Source organism: Streptomyces sp. NPDC048521, from assembly GCF_043199855.1.
Lineage (GTDB): Bacteria > Actinomycetota > Actinomycetes > Streptomycetales > Streptomycetaceae > Streptomyces.
Window position 1 is genome coordinate 1 of the sequence record NZ_JBICWR010000029.1, and the last position, 16182, is coordinate 16182.

Genomic DNA, 16182 nt, shown 5'->3' on the forward strand with positions numbered 1-16182 from the left:
TCGCCGACGCACATCCTGGACAGGTCGGCCAGTGCCGCCTTGCCCGCCGGGTTCAGATGCCGGTCGGCGATCGGCTTCAGCGCCGGGTCGGACTGGAGGAAGCCGTTGACGGCCCAGCCGAGGGCACCGGCCAGATCGCTGCCGTCGATGGCCCGGGTCACCTCGGTCAGATCGGCGGGCGGCGCACCGGAGTAGGTGCCGGCCAGGGTGATGTCGGGGGCGTAGGACGGCTGGAGTTCGGCGGCGGCCGCGGTCGCGCCGCCGCCCTGGCTGTAGCCGTACAGTCCGACGGGCGAGGCCGCGGTCACCGACGCGCCCTCCAGGTTACGGGCCGCGCGCACCGCGTCCAGCACCGCGTGCGCGCCGTCGAGGCGGTTGACATAGGTGTGCAACCGGTCCGTCGCGCCGAGCCCGGCGTAGTCGGTGACGACGACCGCCACCCCCTCCGAGAGCAGTCGGTAGATCGCCAGATCCTCGTAACCGACGGACACCGTGCGGCCGTTGAGCGTCAGGGGGTGTTCCAGACCTAGAGAGGCGGCGCACTGGTCGCCCTGTCCCATGGTGCCGGGGGCCACCGCGACCAGGGGGCGCGGTCCGCCGTGTCTCCAGGCGGCGGCCGGCTCGAGATAGGCGCCGGTCACCGCGACCGGCTGCCCGGTGGAGTCGGTCGACTTGTACATCAGCCGGGTGGCGCGGCCGGGCAGCGGGCCGTCGAGGCCCGGCAGGCTCAGCGCCAGCGGCAGGCGCTCGCTGCGGATCAGGGCGCCGTCGGCGACGGGCAGCGTGGTGGGCGGTGTGTAGAAGGCGGGGATGGTGACGCCGCGGGACACCACCGGGTCCGAGGCGGCGGCGGGGAGCGCGGCGGCTGTCTGCGCGCCGAGGCAGGCGGCTACGGCGATCGCGAGGGCGGGCAGACGGGTGCGTACGGGCATGGCGGACCTCCTGGGCGGCGTGGTGGGGCAGGGGGCTCCGAAGCGACCGGCAAGGACATTACTTTCGAGTAAGTTACCGGCGGTAGCCCACGAGAGGTCACGGTTGGGTAATGGTGAATCGCTGTCAGCAAGAGCCTCGACCCATATTCCCGGGCCCGTTGTCCGCCCCCTCGGCTACAGTGTCCGCCCGGACCATCGGGGAGACGAAGGTGCAGGTCGAAGTGGGGATCGTGCGGACTACATCGCTAGGCATCGCGGTGGGAACGGCGCTGTTGGCGACGGCGCTCAGCGGGTGCGCCGAGTCGAGCGGGCCGGACGGCAAGGGGCGCCCGAGCGCATCCAGCACGCCGGAACCGGCGAAGGCGACCGCGAGCGGTGGCACGATCGGCGCCGCAGGTTCCGCCTGCAAGCTGCCCGTCAGCTTCGACATCGCCAAGGACTGGAAGGCCAAGGCCGTCGACGCGGACGCGGAGCTGTCGAAGGCGACGAAGGGCTCCGACGACGACCTGGGCGGAGCATTGGCCGAGGCCTTCCTGCGCCAGGGGCCGGTCACCGCCGCCTGTGAGATCGACGCCAAGCCGGCCGGCAACATCGGTTTCCTGCGCGTTTGGACCGGCAAGGCGGGCGACGGCGACGCGGGCAGCGTGCTGCGGGAGTTCGTCGCCGCCGAGGACAACGTCAGCAAGGCGAAGTACCACTCGTTCAAGACCGGCGGCGGGGTGTCCGGCGTGGAGGTGGAGTACCTCTACACGAGCAAGCTCCTGGACGAGACCAAGAAGGAGAGCGCCTTCGCGGTCAGCACTCCGGGCGGCCCGGTCGTCCTGCACCTCGGCGGCATGGACACCGAGGAGCACGAGGCGATGCGGCCCGCGTACGACCTCGCCAAGCAGACCCTCGAGCTCGGCTGAGGGCCGCCGCCCGCGCCTCGCTCACTCCACGGCCGTGGCCCGGCCGAGATAAGTGAGGGGGCCGGCGTCCGCGACCTGGATCTCGTGGAAGCCGAGCCGGTCGTAGAAGGCGCGGGCACCGGTGTTGACGGTGACCATCCCGAGGTGGACCGCCTGAACGCCCTTCCCGCGCAGGGCGTTCAGGAAGGTGTGCAGCAACCGGCGCCCGTGACCCCGCCCCTGCCACGGTGGCAGCAGGTCGATGTGCAGGTGGGCGGGGTAGGCGGCGAGTTCGGGTACGAGCATCCGTTCCGGGTGGTGCAGGAGGCGGATCATCTCCTCCGTGGGCGTACGGGACGGCCCGGCGGGTTCCGGGTAACGGCCGGCCAGCCGGGGTATCCAGGTCCGCCGGAAGTCCTTGACGAAACGTTCGGTGTCCGCGGTGCCGACGACGTACCCCACGGCCCGGCCAGTGCCGTCGTCCAGCACGAAGGCGAGGTCCCGGTCGAAGTGACAGTACGGCTCCGCGAAGATCGACGGCATCAGGCGCTCGTCGGGGTACATCGCCCGGGAGTCGCCTCCGTTGTGCGCGGTGCGGACGCAGACGTCGGCCACCGCGGCGCGGTCGGCGGGGCGGTAGGGCCGGATCACGGGGCTCGGACGGAGAGAGGACATGACGACATCGTGAGCCCTTTGGGAGCGCTCCCACAAGGTCTCGGCGACGAAGGCTGCCGGCGGGCGAGGCCGCCGCCCCGGTCGGGCCCCGCGAACGGCGCCGCGGCGACCGCACCTTGTGGAGGTGGGCCGCCGCGGCGCCCGTTATCGCGGGTGTGCTGTGTGCTGGTGTGCTGCTCAGTAGCGAAGGCGCTTGGCCCGGAGCAGCATGAGCAGGCCCGAGAGGGCGAGCAACGTGCCGATGGCCGCGGGCCAGAGGTGGGCGCCCGTTTCGGCGAGTCCGCCCCGGGTCGCCTGGGGCTGCGTCTGCGCGGCCGCGGGCGGGGTGTCTGCGGCCGCGGCGGCCGGGGCCGACGCGGACGCGGTGGGTGCGGACGGGGACGGCGCCGACTGAGCCGGCGCCCCCGAACCGCTCTGCGGGGAGCCGGGCTCGGCGGACGTGACCGGTGCGGCCTTGTCGCCCGCGTCGCGCTTGGTCGTAGGGGCCGGTTCGGTCGTCGGGTCGGTCCGCGGTGCCTCGCCGGCGCTGGAGACCGACGGTACCGGGGCGGAGGAGGTTCCGCCGTCGGGATCGGTCGTGCCGGCGTCGCCCGGGGCCTCTGTCGCACCGGCGCCGGAACTCTGCGTCGGCGTCGCGGTCGCACCGTTGCCGTTGCCGTTGTCGTCGCCGTCGCCGCTGCCGTCGCCGCTGCCGTTGTCGTCGCCGTCGCCGTTGCCGTCGGGGCCGCAGTTGCGGTTGGAGTTGATGCAGTCGACCATCTCGCGCATCAGGTCCTCGTCGAAGACGTTGATGAAGTCGCCGTGGTCGGTCACGGGCTTGTGCAGCTGCTCCGGGAAGGAGTCCACCGCGAACAGCGGGACGGTACGGCCGCCGTCCTGCAGGCTCGGTGCGTCGACGTCGTAGACGATGCGCTGCACGAGCTGCGGAATGGGGCGGAAGCCCGCCGGGCAGGAACCGTCCTCGGCGGCGAAGGCCACGTGCGTGCGGTGGTTGGCGCTGTCGATGTTGCGGCCGTCCCAGCAGCTCTGGAACCGGAAGGTGCGTACGACGTCGCTGCCCTGCGGGCACAGCGGGTACTTGTCCTTCAGCTGCCGGTCCTCGAAACCGGTGCAGCTCCAGGACGCGTTGGCGTTGCCGGGGCCGTTGACGAAGGCCTTGGCGTCACCGGTGATGATGCGCAGCAGGCGGGGCATGGCGGTGACCTTCTCGCGCGGGTTGCCCACGAACGTCAGCGTCACCTGCCTCGGTGTGACGATCTTGCCCGCGTTGCCCTCCGTACCGCCGCCCGGGGCTCCCGCGTCCCGTTCCTGGGTGCCGTTCTGCAGACGCAGCACCGGCCAGTAATAGGTGGACTTGTCACCCTGGTCCACACAACTCGTGTCGGCGTTCGCCAGGTCCTCGTCGCTGGCGAAGGCGCTGTTGCTCTGGTTGCCGATGTAGTCGTGGAAGTGGTGGGCGCCGTTGGAGACTCCGGGAGCGACGATGACGTTGTCCGAGTTGAACAGGCCGTTCGCGTTGACGCCGCAGTCGGAGGTGAAGGTCCCGCGCGAGGCGCCGTCCTGCTGGGGCGGGTTCGGTGCGTCGGGCGGTACGGAGGTGATGTCCGTGTAGTCGGAGGTGACGGGTCCGTTGCCGCCCTGGCCCGCGCCTGCCGGTGCCTGGCCCGCACCGCCCTGGTCCTCGCCTCCCGGTGCCTGCCCCGCGCCGCCCTGCTGGGCTCCTTCGCCGGGGGCCGCCGTGGCCTGGTCGCCACCGTCGGCGCCGCCGGGGCGCAGGGTGCACTCGGCCAGGTCGTCGAGGCCCTCGGGGCGCTCCCCCGCCTGGTCGACGGCGTCGACGATGCGCCCGATGGTCTCCGCCCGCTTGTCCTTCAGCGGGTTCATGATCGCGCCGTCGACGGAGTCGGAGTCCTGGCCGCCGGCCTGTCCTGCAGCCTGGAGTTGCTGGTACGCCGCCGTCGTCTGCTGGTCGAGCACGGCGAGTTCACGGTCGACGTCCGCGCGGGCCGCCTTCGGGACGGCCGTCAGCCGGCTGCCGACGTCGGGGCAGTCGATGGTCGCCATGCCCGAGGACAGCACCCGCCCATGGGCGTTGGTGTCGGAGCCGTCGCCCCAGCCCTCGGTGGCCGAGGCATAGACGTTCGCCGCGACGAGCCCACCTCCGCCCAGCATCAGGGCCACCCCTGCGAAGGTCGCGCGTCGTGCGCCGGTCGGGCGTCTGCGCCTGTTGCGTACCAAGGTCGTCCCCTGTGTGTGTCATTGCCGGTCGGCATGGAGTTCCCCCGCCTCATACGGAGGACGGTGCCACCGTGTTCAACCGGATCGCGAATTCACCGAGAACCCACAGGAGAACGTGAGCCTCGCCCTTTCCCCGTCGAACGTCATCACGAACATCACAAATACGTATCGGACATTCCACGCCTCAACCTTCACACGAGGTACACACGTTGGCTAGGTTGACGCGAGGCCGCCCGGCTCAGCCCCGGCGAGCCGCCGTGTGGTCCGGCACCGGATGCTCGTCGGTCGGACGAAACGGCCCAACTGCCCTGCGGGGCGAGGAAGGAGCACGTCTTCCATGGCGCCGGAGAGCCGCGACGAGGTGCGGCAGCGGATCGACTCCCTCTACGACCAGGCCGAGAACGCGACCGGGAACTTCAACGCGACCCGAGCCATGGCGGCCAGGACGCGTTCGCGGGGCGTCCCACTGGCCAAGCGACGGAGCGGGCAACCGGATCCCGCGCTCGACGAGGTGGCCCGGCAGTGGTTCGACGCGGCACGCGCCAGACTCGGCCCGACCGTCCCCGCCGCCTTGCCCGCCGACCGGCTGCCCGACCGCCCGTCGGCGCCGGCAGCCTCCCGGGACCGGTCGGGGGGCGGCCTTCCGGGCGGCGAGACGGGGGCCTTCGCTCTCCCCGGCGGCGAGCGGGGCAGCACCGGCCTTCCGGCGAGCGATGAGCGGGCGGCTCTGGGAACGGGCCCGTCCGGACGGCGTCCCGAGCTGGAGCGCGGCGCCGACCGCGCGGTGGCCGAGCTGACGGCCGGCTCGACGCCGGATCCGACGGCTCGCCCCCTCGCGGCCCTGGAGAACGGCCGCCCGGCACTGCCCGGCGCCTGGGGAACCGAACTCCCAGGCGCGGCAGCTCGGTTGCCCGGGCGGGGCGTGGCGGAGCCGGGTGACCGGAGCAGACCGGAACCGGCGATGCCCGGTCCGGCGGCACTGCCGGAAGGTGGCGCCCAGGGACCGCTCGGTCTCGCGGCTCCAGGATCGGCTCCTGGGCTCGCCGCTCTCGGCACGTTCGGATCGGCACCGGAACTGACCGGTCCCGGTGGGCTTCGATCGGCGCCCGAGGCACCCGGTCCGGGTACGGCGGACCCGACCGCAGGCGGTTTCGGCGAGACGGCCGTACTGCCGGTCGCCGCGCTGCCCGCCGCACAGGCAGCGTCGGTCCAGGTCCCCGGAACACTGTCCGGCTCCGGCGCGTCCGGCCGCCCCGCCCCCGCCGTCTCGAAGGCCGGCAACCGGCGCAAGCTCGCCACGGCACGCGAGCTGCTCGCCAGGTCCGCCGCCCGACCGGCCGTGTCCGGCACCGCCGTTCAGCCCGACCCGGCACGGACCGCGTGGGACACCGGGGCGCAGCAGGTGGTGGCTCAGCCCGCCGTGACCCGGACAGGGCGAACCGCGCAGGCGCGGCAGGCCGGGCAGGCGACGGGGCAGTGGCAACCGCAGCCGTGGGCGACACCCGGCGGGGCGGCAATGGCGCCGGCAGCGCCGACGACACCGGCACCTTTGATGGGGAACACCGGGACCGCCATCCCCGTCCCCGTGACCGACACCGGGTCCCTCGCGTACCCGGTCGGCCCCGCACCCGTCACCGACACGGGCTCCTTGCCGTACCTCGGCGCTGCCGCTGTCACCGGCACGGGAACCTTGCCGCCCAGCACCGCCGCCGATGTCACCGACACCGGCTCCCTCGCGTACCCGGACGGCACCGCTGTCGATGTCACCGGCACCGGCTTCCCGTCCGACCCCACCGGCACAGGGCCCTTCGCCGCCTCCGCCTCAGGGTCCTCGGCCATTGCCACAGGTTCAGGTTCCCTCCCTCTCCCCCCGCCGGCCCCGGAGTCACCCCGTGCCCTGCGTGCCGCCAAGGCCATCGCGTTCGCTCGGGCGCAGCTCGGGAAGCCGTGTGTGTGGGGTGCGACCGGGCCGGACTCCTACGACTGCTCCAGCCTCACGCAGGCCGCGTGGAAGGCGGCCGGGGTCACGCTGCCGCGCGCCGCGCACGAACAGGCGCTCGCCGGCGCCCCGGTCACCCTCACCGGTCTCGAGCCCGGTGATCTCGTCCTCTTCTTCGACGACGACCGGCATGTGGGCCTGCACGTCGGTGACGGCATGATGGTCCATGCCCCCGGGCCGGGCTCGTCGATCCGCGAGGAGTCGATCTACGGCGCCGGGGAAGCGGCAATCCACCGGATCGTCAGGCCCGCCTGACATCGGCGCAGGCAGGCCCGGACGGCCACCACGTCGGGCGGCTCGGCGCGCCGCCCGACACTCCGCCCCATAAGGAGCACCTGGGCAAGGCATAAGATCACCTTATGAGGTCATAGACCGGACCCCCGTACTAACTTAGGTCTGCCTTAGTTTAGGCTTCCCATCGAGTCGCCCGTTCACGCTCGAAGGGAAACTGATCATGCCGCGCCCCCTGCGGGTAGCCATCGTCGGAGCCGGCCCCGCCGGGATCTACGCCGCCGACGCCCTGCTCAAGTCCGAGGTGGCCGCCGACCCCGGTGTGTCCATCGACCTCTTCGAGCGGATGCCCGCCCCGTTCGGCCTGATCCGGTACGGCGTGGCGCCCGACCACCCGCGCATCAAGGGCATCATCACCGCCCTGCACCAGGTGCTGGACAAGCCGCAGATCCGCCTGTTCGGCAACGTCGACTACCCGACGGACATCAGCCTGGACGACCTGCGCGCCTTCTACGACGCGGTGATCTTCTCCACGGGCGCGATGGCCGACCGTGAACTGCCCATCCCCGGCATCGACCTGGACGGCTCCTACGGCGCCGCCGACTTCGTCTCCTGGTACGACGGCCACCCCGACGTGCCGCGCACCTGGCCGCTGGAGGCCGAGAAGGTCGCCGTGCTCGGTGTCGGCAACGTCGCGCTCGACGTGGCCCGCATCCTCGCGAAGACCGCCGACGAGCTGCTGCCGACCGAGATACCGCCGAACGTCTACGACGGCCTGAAGGCCAACAAGGCCCTGGAGATCCACGTCTTCGGCCGCCGTGGCCCGGCGCAGGCGAAGTTCAGCCCGATGGAACTGCGCGAGCTGGACCACTCCCCGAACATCGAGGTCATCGTCGACCCGGAGGACATCGACTACGACGAGGGCTCGATCGAGACCCGGCGCGGCAACAAGCAGGCCGACATGGTCGCCAAGACCCTGGAGAACTGGGCGATCCGCGACGTCGGCGACCGCCCGCACAAGCTGTTCCTGCACTTCTTCGAGTCGCCCACGGAGATCCTCGGCGAGGACGGCAAGGTCGTCGGCCTGCGCACGGAGCGCACCGCCCTCGACGGCACCGGCAACGTCAAGGGCACCGGCGAGTTCAAGGACTGGGACGTCACCGCCGTCTACCGTGCCGTCGGCTACCTCTCCGAGAAGCTGGCCAAGCTGCCCTGGGACATCGACTCGGGCACCGTCCCGGACGAGGGCGGCCGGGTGATCGAAGAGGGCGGCGCCCACCTGCAGTCCACCTATGTCACCGGCTGGATCCGGCGCGGCCCGGTCGGTCTGATCGGCCACACCAAGGGTGACGCCAACGAGACCGTGGCCAACCTGCTGGACGACCACGCGAACGGCCGTCTGCACGTCCCCGCCTCGCCCGAGCCGGAGGCCGTGGACGCCTTCCTCGCCGAGCGCGACGTCCGGTACACCACCTGGGAGGGCTGGTACAGGCTGGACGCCGCCGAGCGTGCGCTGGGCGAGCCGCAGGGCCGCGAGCGCGTGAAGATCGTCGAGCGCGAGGACATGCTGCGGGAGAGCGGGGCGTAGGTCCCGGACCTGGGTGGCTCAGCGGGGGCCGGCGCCGAGGCACCGGCCCCCGCTGCCGGTTCGGTCCCCTCTTCCGATTCAGGCCTCCGCGGCCCGGGCGAACGCTCCTGCAGCGGCATCGGCGCCAGCAGCCGTATGAAACCCCCAGGAAGCCTGGGGGGCGGCCCTGTTAGGGTCCTGCGGTGTTCTCCCTCCGTGAGCCCGCCTTCTTCACCCGCCTGAGCGAGGCGCGCCGGATCCTCGTCGCCGGTGCGGGCGGCGGCTTCGACGTCTACGCCGGGCTGCCCCTGGCGCTCGCGCTGCGCTCGGCCGGCAGCGAGGTCCACCTGGCCAACCTGTCCTTCTCCGACCTGTACGGCCTGGACCCGGACACCTGGATCGCGGAGGACGTCGCCGCCGTCCGCCCGGACACTCCGCTGCGCGGCGACTAGTTCCCCGAGCGCTCTCTCGCCCGGTGGCTCCGCTCGCGGGAACTGCCCGACACCGTGTACGCGTTCCCGCTCACCGGGGTCCAGCCGCTGCGCGCCGCCTACCGGGCGCTGCTGGAGCACCTGGGCGGGGTGGACGCTGTCGTGCTGGTGGACGGCGGGACCGACATCCTGATGCGCGGGGACGAGCACGGGCTCGGTACGCCCGAGGAGGACATGGCCAGCCTGGCGGCCGTCGCGGGGCTGGACGGGGTCCCGCACCGGCTGGTGGCCTGCCTCGGCTTCGGCGTGGACGCCTACCACGGTGTCAACCACTCCCTGGTACTGGAGAATCTGGCCGCTCTGGACCGCGCGGGCGGCTACCTGGGCGCGTTCCCGCTGCCCCGCGAGAGCCCCGAGGGGGCCGCCTACCTCGACGCGGTGGCCCATGCCCAGCGCTGCCACGCGAGCCGTCCGAGCATCGTGCACGGGTCCGTCGCGGCAGCGGTGCGCGGGGAGTTCGGCGACGTGCGGTTCACCGAGCGCACCCGCGGCAGCGAACTGTTCGTGAACCCGCTGATGGCGCTGTACTTCTGCGTCGACCTGCCCGTGCTGGCGCGCACGAACCTCTACCTCGACCGACTGCGGGACACGGTCCTGATGCGCCAGATCAGCTCGGTCGTCTCCGACTTCCGGGCGGAGCTGCCGCGGCAGCGGCCGCCGCGGGCGTTCCCGCACTGAGCGCACCCCGGGCCCGGCGAAGGAGCGTCGCCCGTGGGCGGGTCGATGTCCCACAGGAACGTCTCGACCATCCCCTCCGCCCGCTCGCGCCGGTAGGAGGTGGGGAGCAGGCGAAGGACGGCGCGGTAGCGGGCTTGCAGCAGTGTGGTAGCCGGTCACACGCGCGGGTGCCCTGAGAACGCCGGTGCCGGTCACGCGCGTGGGTGCGGGGAGAACGCCGGTGCCGTGGGAACGGGGCCCGCCCCTGAGCGGATGGACGGGCGGGCCCCGTTCGCCGGACCATTGTGGGCGCCGTACGCGGGTGCCACCACGGGTGAACGGTGGCCCCTCGACGCGTTCCGCGCGCGCCCCGGGTGCACGGCGCGCGTCCCGTGCGCGGGGGCGCGCGCCCGACGCCACGCGCCGCCTCGCGGCCCCGGCGGACGTGTCGCGGCGCCGGGCGGTGATACTGGGAGACGCACCGGCCCCCATCAGCAGATTGGCCCATGTCGAACTCCGCCACCGACCGCGCCACCATCCCGCAGACCCTGTGGGCGTCCCGCGGCCGCCACACCGGTCCCGTTCCCGAGGAGGTCGTCCGGCGCACCCTGCGCCGGCACAAGGAGAGCGGCGACATAGACGACTTCACCGAACCGCCCACGCCGCAGGACGCGACGGGCCGGGTCTTCGAGGCGCGCTGGCGGGCCGCGGGCACCGTCACCGTGCGGGCCCGGCTGACCCTCGTACCGCTCACGGGCCGGCCGGAGGAGCACGAGTGGCGGCTCGTCGCGGAGGCCGAGCGCCCGTGGGACGAGGCCTGGCCCTCGCCCGCGACCCTGTTCTGGCCCGAGGGCGCGTCGGGCGAGGGGGACGACGGCGCTTGGGACCATCACGCCACCGTCGCCGGTGTGCGCTTCCGGCAGGTCAACGCGTTGCCCGCGGACGACAAGGAGATGCGGCGCCGACTGCGGGCCGCGGCCCGCGAGGCGTGGTGCGTCAACGTCGTCGTGCACGAGGCGATGACCCCGGACGAGCGGGGCCGGCTGCCGCTGGCGCGGCTGCTGCCGCCCGGCCTCAGGCACCGCGTGGTGGAGCACCGGGCCGCCCCGCACCAGCTGCGCGCCGTCAACTGGGCGCTGAGGGACCTCGGCGTCGAGGTTCCGCGCGGCGGCGCCGTGCTGCTGCCGCCGGACCCGGCACCGGAGGACTACGACAGCCGGGAACATCGGGTGCGCAACGTCTTCCTGGACGGTTCGGAGCCGGTCGAACTCGTCGCGGCCCTGCGGCACTTCGTCGCCCTGCCCCGGCCCCTGCCGAGGGATGCCGAGGAGGCGCTGACGGACCTGCGGGAGAACTGGACCCTGATGACCCTGGAGGAAGAACTGCAGCGCGAACGGCGGCTGGTCGCCATGTACGCCGAAGCGCTGGAGGCGATGACGAAGTCCCGGGACCTGTACAAGCAAGCCGCCGAGCAGGCCCTGGAGGCTCTGTCCGCCTACCGCGACGTGCCCGCGCCGGTGCTGCCGCAGCAGCAGCGGCCCGCTTCCCGGACGCCTGGCGCGTTGCAGCAGTTGACACGGACGTTCGAACGACTGAAGTTCACCGCCAAGGGCCAGCGGCAGCCGGCGCCCGCCCCGGACGGCTCACCGAGCGGCTCACTGGACGGCTCGTCGAACGGCACGACCGAAACGGACCGCGCGGGCGGCACGGCCGGCGCTGACCATAGGGACGGCACCGACCGCACGGACGGCGCTGACCGGCCGTCGTAACGGCGGCCCGTCCGCCGAGGGCGTCGTCGCCCTCCCGCCGAAGACTGTCGCAGCCCTCCCGCCGAAGACCGAAGAAGGAGGCAGGATGGATTCCACCACGACGCTGCTGGTGATCGCAGTCGTCGTCGCGGCGGTGCTGCTCGCCGTCGCCGTCGGCCTGCTGCTCCGGCTGGTGCGTGCCCGGCGCACACTGCGACGGGCGGGGCTGCCGACGGGCCCGCGCTGGGTGTTCTGGGGCGCGGTCGCGTACCTGCTGCTGCCCACCGACCTGCTGCCCGACCCCGTCTATCTGGACGACATCGGCGTACTGGTCCTCGCGCTGCGCAGCCTGCGTGCCGGCCGCGCGCTGCCGCCCGGCACGCCCGAGCCCTGAACGGCCGCCGCCTGCCGGATCATGGAGCGACGCAGTCCCGTGTTCACCGGTACGGTCGATGCGCCGAACGCCCCCGATGTGGCCATGGTCGCGGATACGGATCCGGCCGGGCGCGGGCTACCTGACTCGGCCTGTCCGCATCCGAACGACCCGAACGACCCGACTCACCGTCCGCCGTCACGGTGGGAGTTGCCCGCGGCCAGGGTGACCACCAGCGCCACCAGGGTCGCGAGCGCGGCCGCCGCTGCCGCCGTACCGGCGAGCCAGGGCGGGGCCAGGGCCGCGTCCCACAGCTGGGACAGGCCGGGCGGGGTGAACCGGCCGTCGAGCACCTGCCCCACGGCGAGCACCACCGTGACGCCGACAGCGGCCGTCGCCGCGACGAGCCGGGCCGGTGCCGCCGGTGCGGGGAGAACGAGGGCGAGCAGCATGCACAGTCCCGCGACGACGACCGTGGCCCCGAGGACGCCCTGGTCCAGTCCCGACCAGTAGCGCGGCACGTGGGCCACCCCGCACAGGAACACCAGCAGCGCGGCGCCACGGGCGACCCACAGGCAGGCCGCGGGACTCCGGCCGGCCCGGTGGTCTTTCGCCTCCCGGCCCTCCGCCTCCCGGCCCCGCTCCGACCGTCCCTTCGCCTCCCGGCCCTTCGGCTCCAGGCCCTTCGCCGACCGTCCCTGCGCCGAACGGTCCTTCGTGGGCAGGTTCTTCGTGGGCCGGTCCCCCATGGGCTGTTCCGTCAGGCCCGGCACGGTTGCGGCCCTGGTGGCGGCTGCGGCTGCGGCTGTCGGGGCAGCGGATGCCGACATGAAACCGGCCGGCGTGGGCATGGAGCCGGGGAACGCCGACAGGGAGCCGGCGGGCTCGTGCGGCGCCTGCTCGCGCGGCGGGCTCGGGGGCACGGCCCGTTCCGCGGCCAGCCGGCTGATCAGCTCGGCGAGTTCCTCGACCGGACGGCCGACGGCCGCCGCCTGCACGGCCGCCTGCCCACAGCGGGGTTCCACCGGAGTGCGGTGCAGCAGCTGCATGAGCCGGATGACGTCCTCCAGGGACCGGCGCTCGGCGGCGGCGCGGATCGCCTCGTCCGCGCTGTCGGATTCGCGGGGCGGCTTGGTTAGCAGGGTCACCAGACGGGTGACGTCCTCCACGGACCGGTCGACCGCGGCCGCGCGCAACGCGTCCGCGGTGGTCCGGGCGTGTTCGGGCGAGCGTTCCAGCAGCGTGATGAGCCGGACGACGTCCTCCACGGGGCGGTCGGCGACGGCGGCGCGGACCAGTTCGTGCAGCGGATCGCCGTACGGGAGAGCGTCCTGGTGGCCGGCGCCGGGGAGCTGCTCGAGGAGCGGTGCGGGCCGCATCGTGAGGTGGGAGGCCGCCGGTGCGGGAGGTATCAGGGAGTCGTCGGGACGGGGGGACGAAGAGCGGGTGGTCATCTCGGCTCCAGGAGAAGGGCGCGGCCGCACCTGCGTCCCCGCGTGCGGCGCGCGGCATTACGCAGTCCGTTACGTCCACTACGCGGCATTACGCAGTCCATTACGTCCATTACGTCCATTACTAGGAGCGGGTACGCGGCCCCGCCACCGGGACGGGGCACTGGTGTGAGGCGGCGGGCCCGCACGGTCAGCGCGCACGCCGGGTCCGCCGGGGCAGCTCACCGAACAGGGCCGACGCCTCACCTGCCGGCACCGCACCACCGCTTCCCACCGCCCGTTCCTGCCTCGCGCCGCTTCTCTCTCCCGCCCAGGTGCGTTCCGCACTCTTTCTGGCGCATTCTTGCTGTGTCATCCACCCGGAGGCGCACGGGACGAGGTAGGGCCGATGGCTGGGAGCGGCGATCAGACGGTCCGCACGCGGGCCCGGCTGGCCGCGCTGCTGGCCGACGCCTCGACCAGCGCGCTCGGCGCGGCCGGCGGCCGGGGGGCGGGCGTGTACCTGCGCTCCAGCACACCCGGCCTGCTGCGTCTCGCGGTGCTCGTGGGGCTGCCGGGGCCCCTGTTCAAGTCCTGGTGGCGGCTGCACGTGGGCCGTCCCTTCCCGGTCGCCGACGCCTACCGGCTGGGCGTGCAGGTGGTGCTGCCGAACGCCGCGGAGACGGTGCGCAGGTATCCGCAATTCGCGGCCGGTCTGCCCTTTCCGTTCGGGTCGGTGCACGTACCGGTGCCGGGCGGGGAGGAGCCGCTGGGGGTGCTGACGGTGCTGCGGCCGGCGGTCGCCGAGTCCGTGGACGAGTTGCTGGACCCGGGGCTGCTCGGCCGGCTGGCCGAGGGGCTCGGCGCCGAGCTGCTCGCGCTCGCCGACGGGAACCCGGGCGCGGTCGTCTGGGACGGAGAGCCGCTGTGCGTGCGGCCGCCCGCGCGCCTGCCCGCGCGGGCCGCGGTGGGGCGGTTCAGCTGGGACCCGGCGACCTCCTCGGTCCGTGCGGACGACCGGCTGCACACCCTGCTCGGTCTGCGCCCCGGCGAGTTCGCGGGGACGGACGCGGCCCTCGCGAACGCCGTGGCCCCGGCCGACGCGCACCGGATCCTGGCCGCGCTGCGCGACACGGCCGCCGGCCGGCCGCCGAGCGCACCGCTCACCCTGCGCTCGCCGGACGGCACACCGCGCCTGCTGGACCTGTGGTCGGCCGTGGACGACGGTGCCACGAGGATCGGCGGGGTGGTCCTCGACCAGGGTCCCGCCGCCTCCGCCGACGGCGCGGCCGATCTGCTGCCGCAGGGCGTGTTCTGCCTCGACCGGCTGGGGCTGATCGTGTACGTCAACCAGGCCGCGGCCCGGCTCGCGGGCCAGGACCGGGAGTGGCTGCTCGGGCGGGAGCTGTGGGAGGCCATGCCCTGGTTGGCCGGCGCGCCGTACGACGACCACCTGCGGGGCGCGCTGTTGTCCGCGGACCCGGTGCACTTCCATGTGCGGCGGCCGGCCGACGACCGTGCGGAGGCCGGGGAGGGCGACTGGCTCGCCGTGTCCATGCACCCCGGAGCCGACCTGCTGACCTGCACGCTCGTACCCGCCAGTCGCGTGGACGCGTCGGTCGAGCCGGTGGCCGACGTACGCGTCCGCGAGGACCCGGTGGCGAACGGTCACTCCATGGAGCCGCTGTACCGGCCGATCGCCCTGGCCATCGCGCTGACGGACGCGGTGACCGCCCGGCAGGTGTCGGCGGTGGTCATGCAGGAGCTGCTGCCCGCGTTCGGCGGCCGCCGCCTGGCCATCTACCTGCTCCAGGACCGTCACCTGTACCTGGCGTGGGAGACCGGCTTCCCGCAGGGCTTCCTGGTTCCCTTCGAAGGGGTCGGTCTGGACGAGCACCTGCCGGGGGTGGAGACCCTCACCACGGGCCGGCCGCTGTTCTTCGAGTCGATGCAGCAGCTCGCGGCCGCCTACCCGGGTATCGCGCTGGACGCCGACCAGGGCGCCCGTGCCTTCCTGCCGCTGATCGCCTCCGGCCGGCCGGTCGGCTCCTGCATCCTCGGCTTCGAGGGCTCGCGCCGCTTCAGCACGGAAGAACGTACGGTCCTGACCGCGCTCGCCGGGTTGATCGCGCACGCCATGGAGCGGGCGCAGCGCTACGACAGCGAGGCGGCGCTCGCCCGCGGGCTGCAGCAGGCGCTGCTGCCGCGCCGGCTGTCGGCGCATCCGCGGGTGGAGACCGCGGGGCGCTATCTGCCGGGTACGCAGGGCATGGACGTGGGCGGCGACTGGTACGACGTGGTGGAGGCCGGCGACGGGCTCGCGCTGGTCATCGGCGACGTGCAGGGGCACGGGGTGCAGGCGGCGGCCACCATGGGCCAGCTGCGCAGCGCGGTTCGCGCGTTCGCGCTGGGCGACCGCCCGCCGGACGAGGTGCTGAGCGGGACGAACCATCTGCTGATCGACCTCGATCCGGGCCAGTTCGCCAGCTGCTGCTATCTGCGGCTGGACCCGGCCACCGGCCTCGCCCGGGTCGCGCGGGCGGGCCATCCGCCACCGTTGCTGCGCTCCCCCGACGGGCGGACCCGGCTGCTGGACATCCCCGGCGGTGTGGTCCTCGGGGTGGATCCGCACGCCCGGTACCCGGTGACGGAGCTGCTGCTGGAGCCGGACGCGATCCTCGCGCTGTACACGGACGGCCTGGTGGAGCGGCCGGGCGCCGACATCGACGACGGCATCACGGCGCTGCGGCTGGCGCTCTCCCGGGCCGGCGCTGCCGCCGGACCACGGGGCGGGCGGTCGCTGGGCGGGGTCGCCGACCGGCTCACCGCCAGCGCCCGGCAGGCCATGGACCGGCCCGACGACATGGCGCTGCTGCTCGCCGTCCGCCGTCGGGCACCCGCGCACCGGTGACCGGACGGCGCCGCTGCGATCAGCGGCCGTCGCCTCGGGTCAC

10 protein-coding genes and 1 pseudogene are annotated in these 16182 nt (G+C 73.6%); 7 read left to right on the forward strand and 4 right to left on the reverse strand.

What is annotated here, in order from left to right; translation table 11 throughout:
- On the reverse strand, positions 1-932 hold a 932-nt coding region (locus tag ACGFRF_RS38825; protein WP_393748372.1), incomplete at its 3' end, for a lipase family protein.
- Between the two features lie 209 nt (positions 933-1141).
- On the opposite strand from ACGFRF_RS38825, the gene ACGFRF_RS38830 reads away from it, so the two are divergent.
- The gene (locus ACGFRF_RS38830) at positions 1142-1840 is read left to right on the forward strand and encodes a lipoprotein (protein ID WP_393748374.1); all 699 of its coding nucleotides are present in this window, start codon (positions 1142-1144) and stop codon (positions 1838-1840) included.
- Positions 1841-1861: 21 nt separating this feature from the next.
- On the opposite strand, the gene ACGFRF_RS38835 is transcribed toward ACGFRF_RS38830, so the two are convergent.
- The gene (locus ACGFRF_RS38835; RefSeq protein ID WP_393748375.1) at positions 1862-2494 is read right to left on the reverse strand and encodes a GNAT family N-acetyltransferase; all 633 of its coding nucleotides are present in this window, start codon (positions 2492-2494) and stop codon (positions 1862-1864) included.
- 177 nt (positions 2495-2671) lie between these two features.
- On the reverse strand, positions 2672-4666 hold the full coding sequence (locus ACGFRF_RS38840; RefSeq protein WP_393748377.1) for a DUF1996 domain-containing protein: 1995 nt from the start codon (positions 4664-4666) through the stop codon (positions 2672-2674).
- Between the two features lie 403 nt (positions 4667-5069).
- On the opposite strand from ACGFRF_RS38840, the gene ACGFRF_RS38845 reads away from it, so the two are divergent.
- From ACGFRF_RS38845 to ACGFRF_RS38865, 5 genes and pseudogenes are all read left to right on the forward strand, one after another.
- Positions 5070-6986 carry an NlpC/P60 family protein gene (locus ACGFRF_RS38845; protein WP_393748379.1) on the forward strand — a complete coding sequence of 639 codons (1917 nt, stop codon included), beginning with the start codon at positions 5070-5072 and terminating at the stop codon, positions 6984-6986.
- A gap of 199 nt (positions 6987-7185) precedes the next feature.
- Complete coding sequence (locus ACGFRF_RS38850) at positions 7186-8550, forward strand: FAD-dependent oxidoreductase (RefSeq protein ID WP_393748381.1); 1365 nt, start codon at positions 7186-7188, stop codon at positions 8548-8550.
- Between the two features lie 182 nt (positions 8551-8732).
- Positions 8733-9698: pseudogene (locus tag ACGFRF_RS38855) on the forward strand (DUF1152 domain-containing protein).
- 485 nt (positions 9699-10183) lie between these two features.
- Complete coding sequence (locus ACGFRF_RS38860; protein WP_393748383.1) at positions 10184-11446, forward strand: hypothetical protein; 1263 nt, start codon at positions 10184-10186, stop codon at positions 11444-11446.
- Between the two features lie 85 nt (positions 11447-11531).
- Positions 11532-11819 (forward strand): DUF1232 domain-containing protein, encoded by a 288-nt coding sequence (locus ACGFRF_RS38865; protein WP_393748385.1) that lies wholly within the window; start codon positions 11532-11534, stop codon positions 11817-11819.
- A gap of 164 nt (positions 11820-11983) precedes the next feature.
- Here the strand turns inward: ACGFRF_RS38865 and ACGFRF_RS38870 are convergent, their stop codons facing one another.
- Complete coding sequence (locus tag ACGFRF_RS38870) at positions 11984-13252, reverse strand: hypothetical protein (protein ID WP_393748387.1); 1269 nt, start codon at positions 13250-13252, stop codon at positions 11984-11986.
- A gap of 385 nt (positions 13253-13637) precedes the next feature.
- Here ACGFRF_RS38870 and ACGFRF_RS38875 point away from each other — a divergent pair, with 385 nt between their 5' ends.
- Complete coding sequence (locus tag ACGFRF_RS38875) at positions 13638-16139, forward strand: SpoIIE family protein phosphatase (protein ID WP_393748389.1); 2502 nt, start codon at positions 13638-13640, stop codon at positions 16137-16139.
- Positions 16140-16182: the final 43 nt, after the last annotated feature.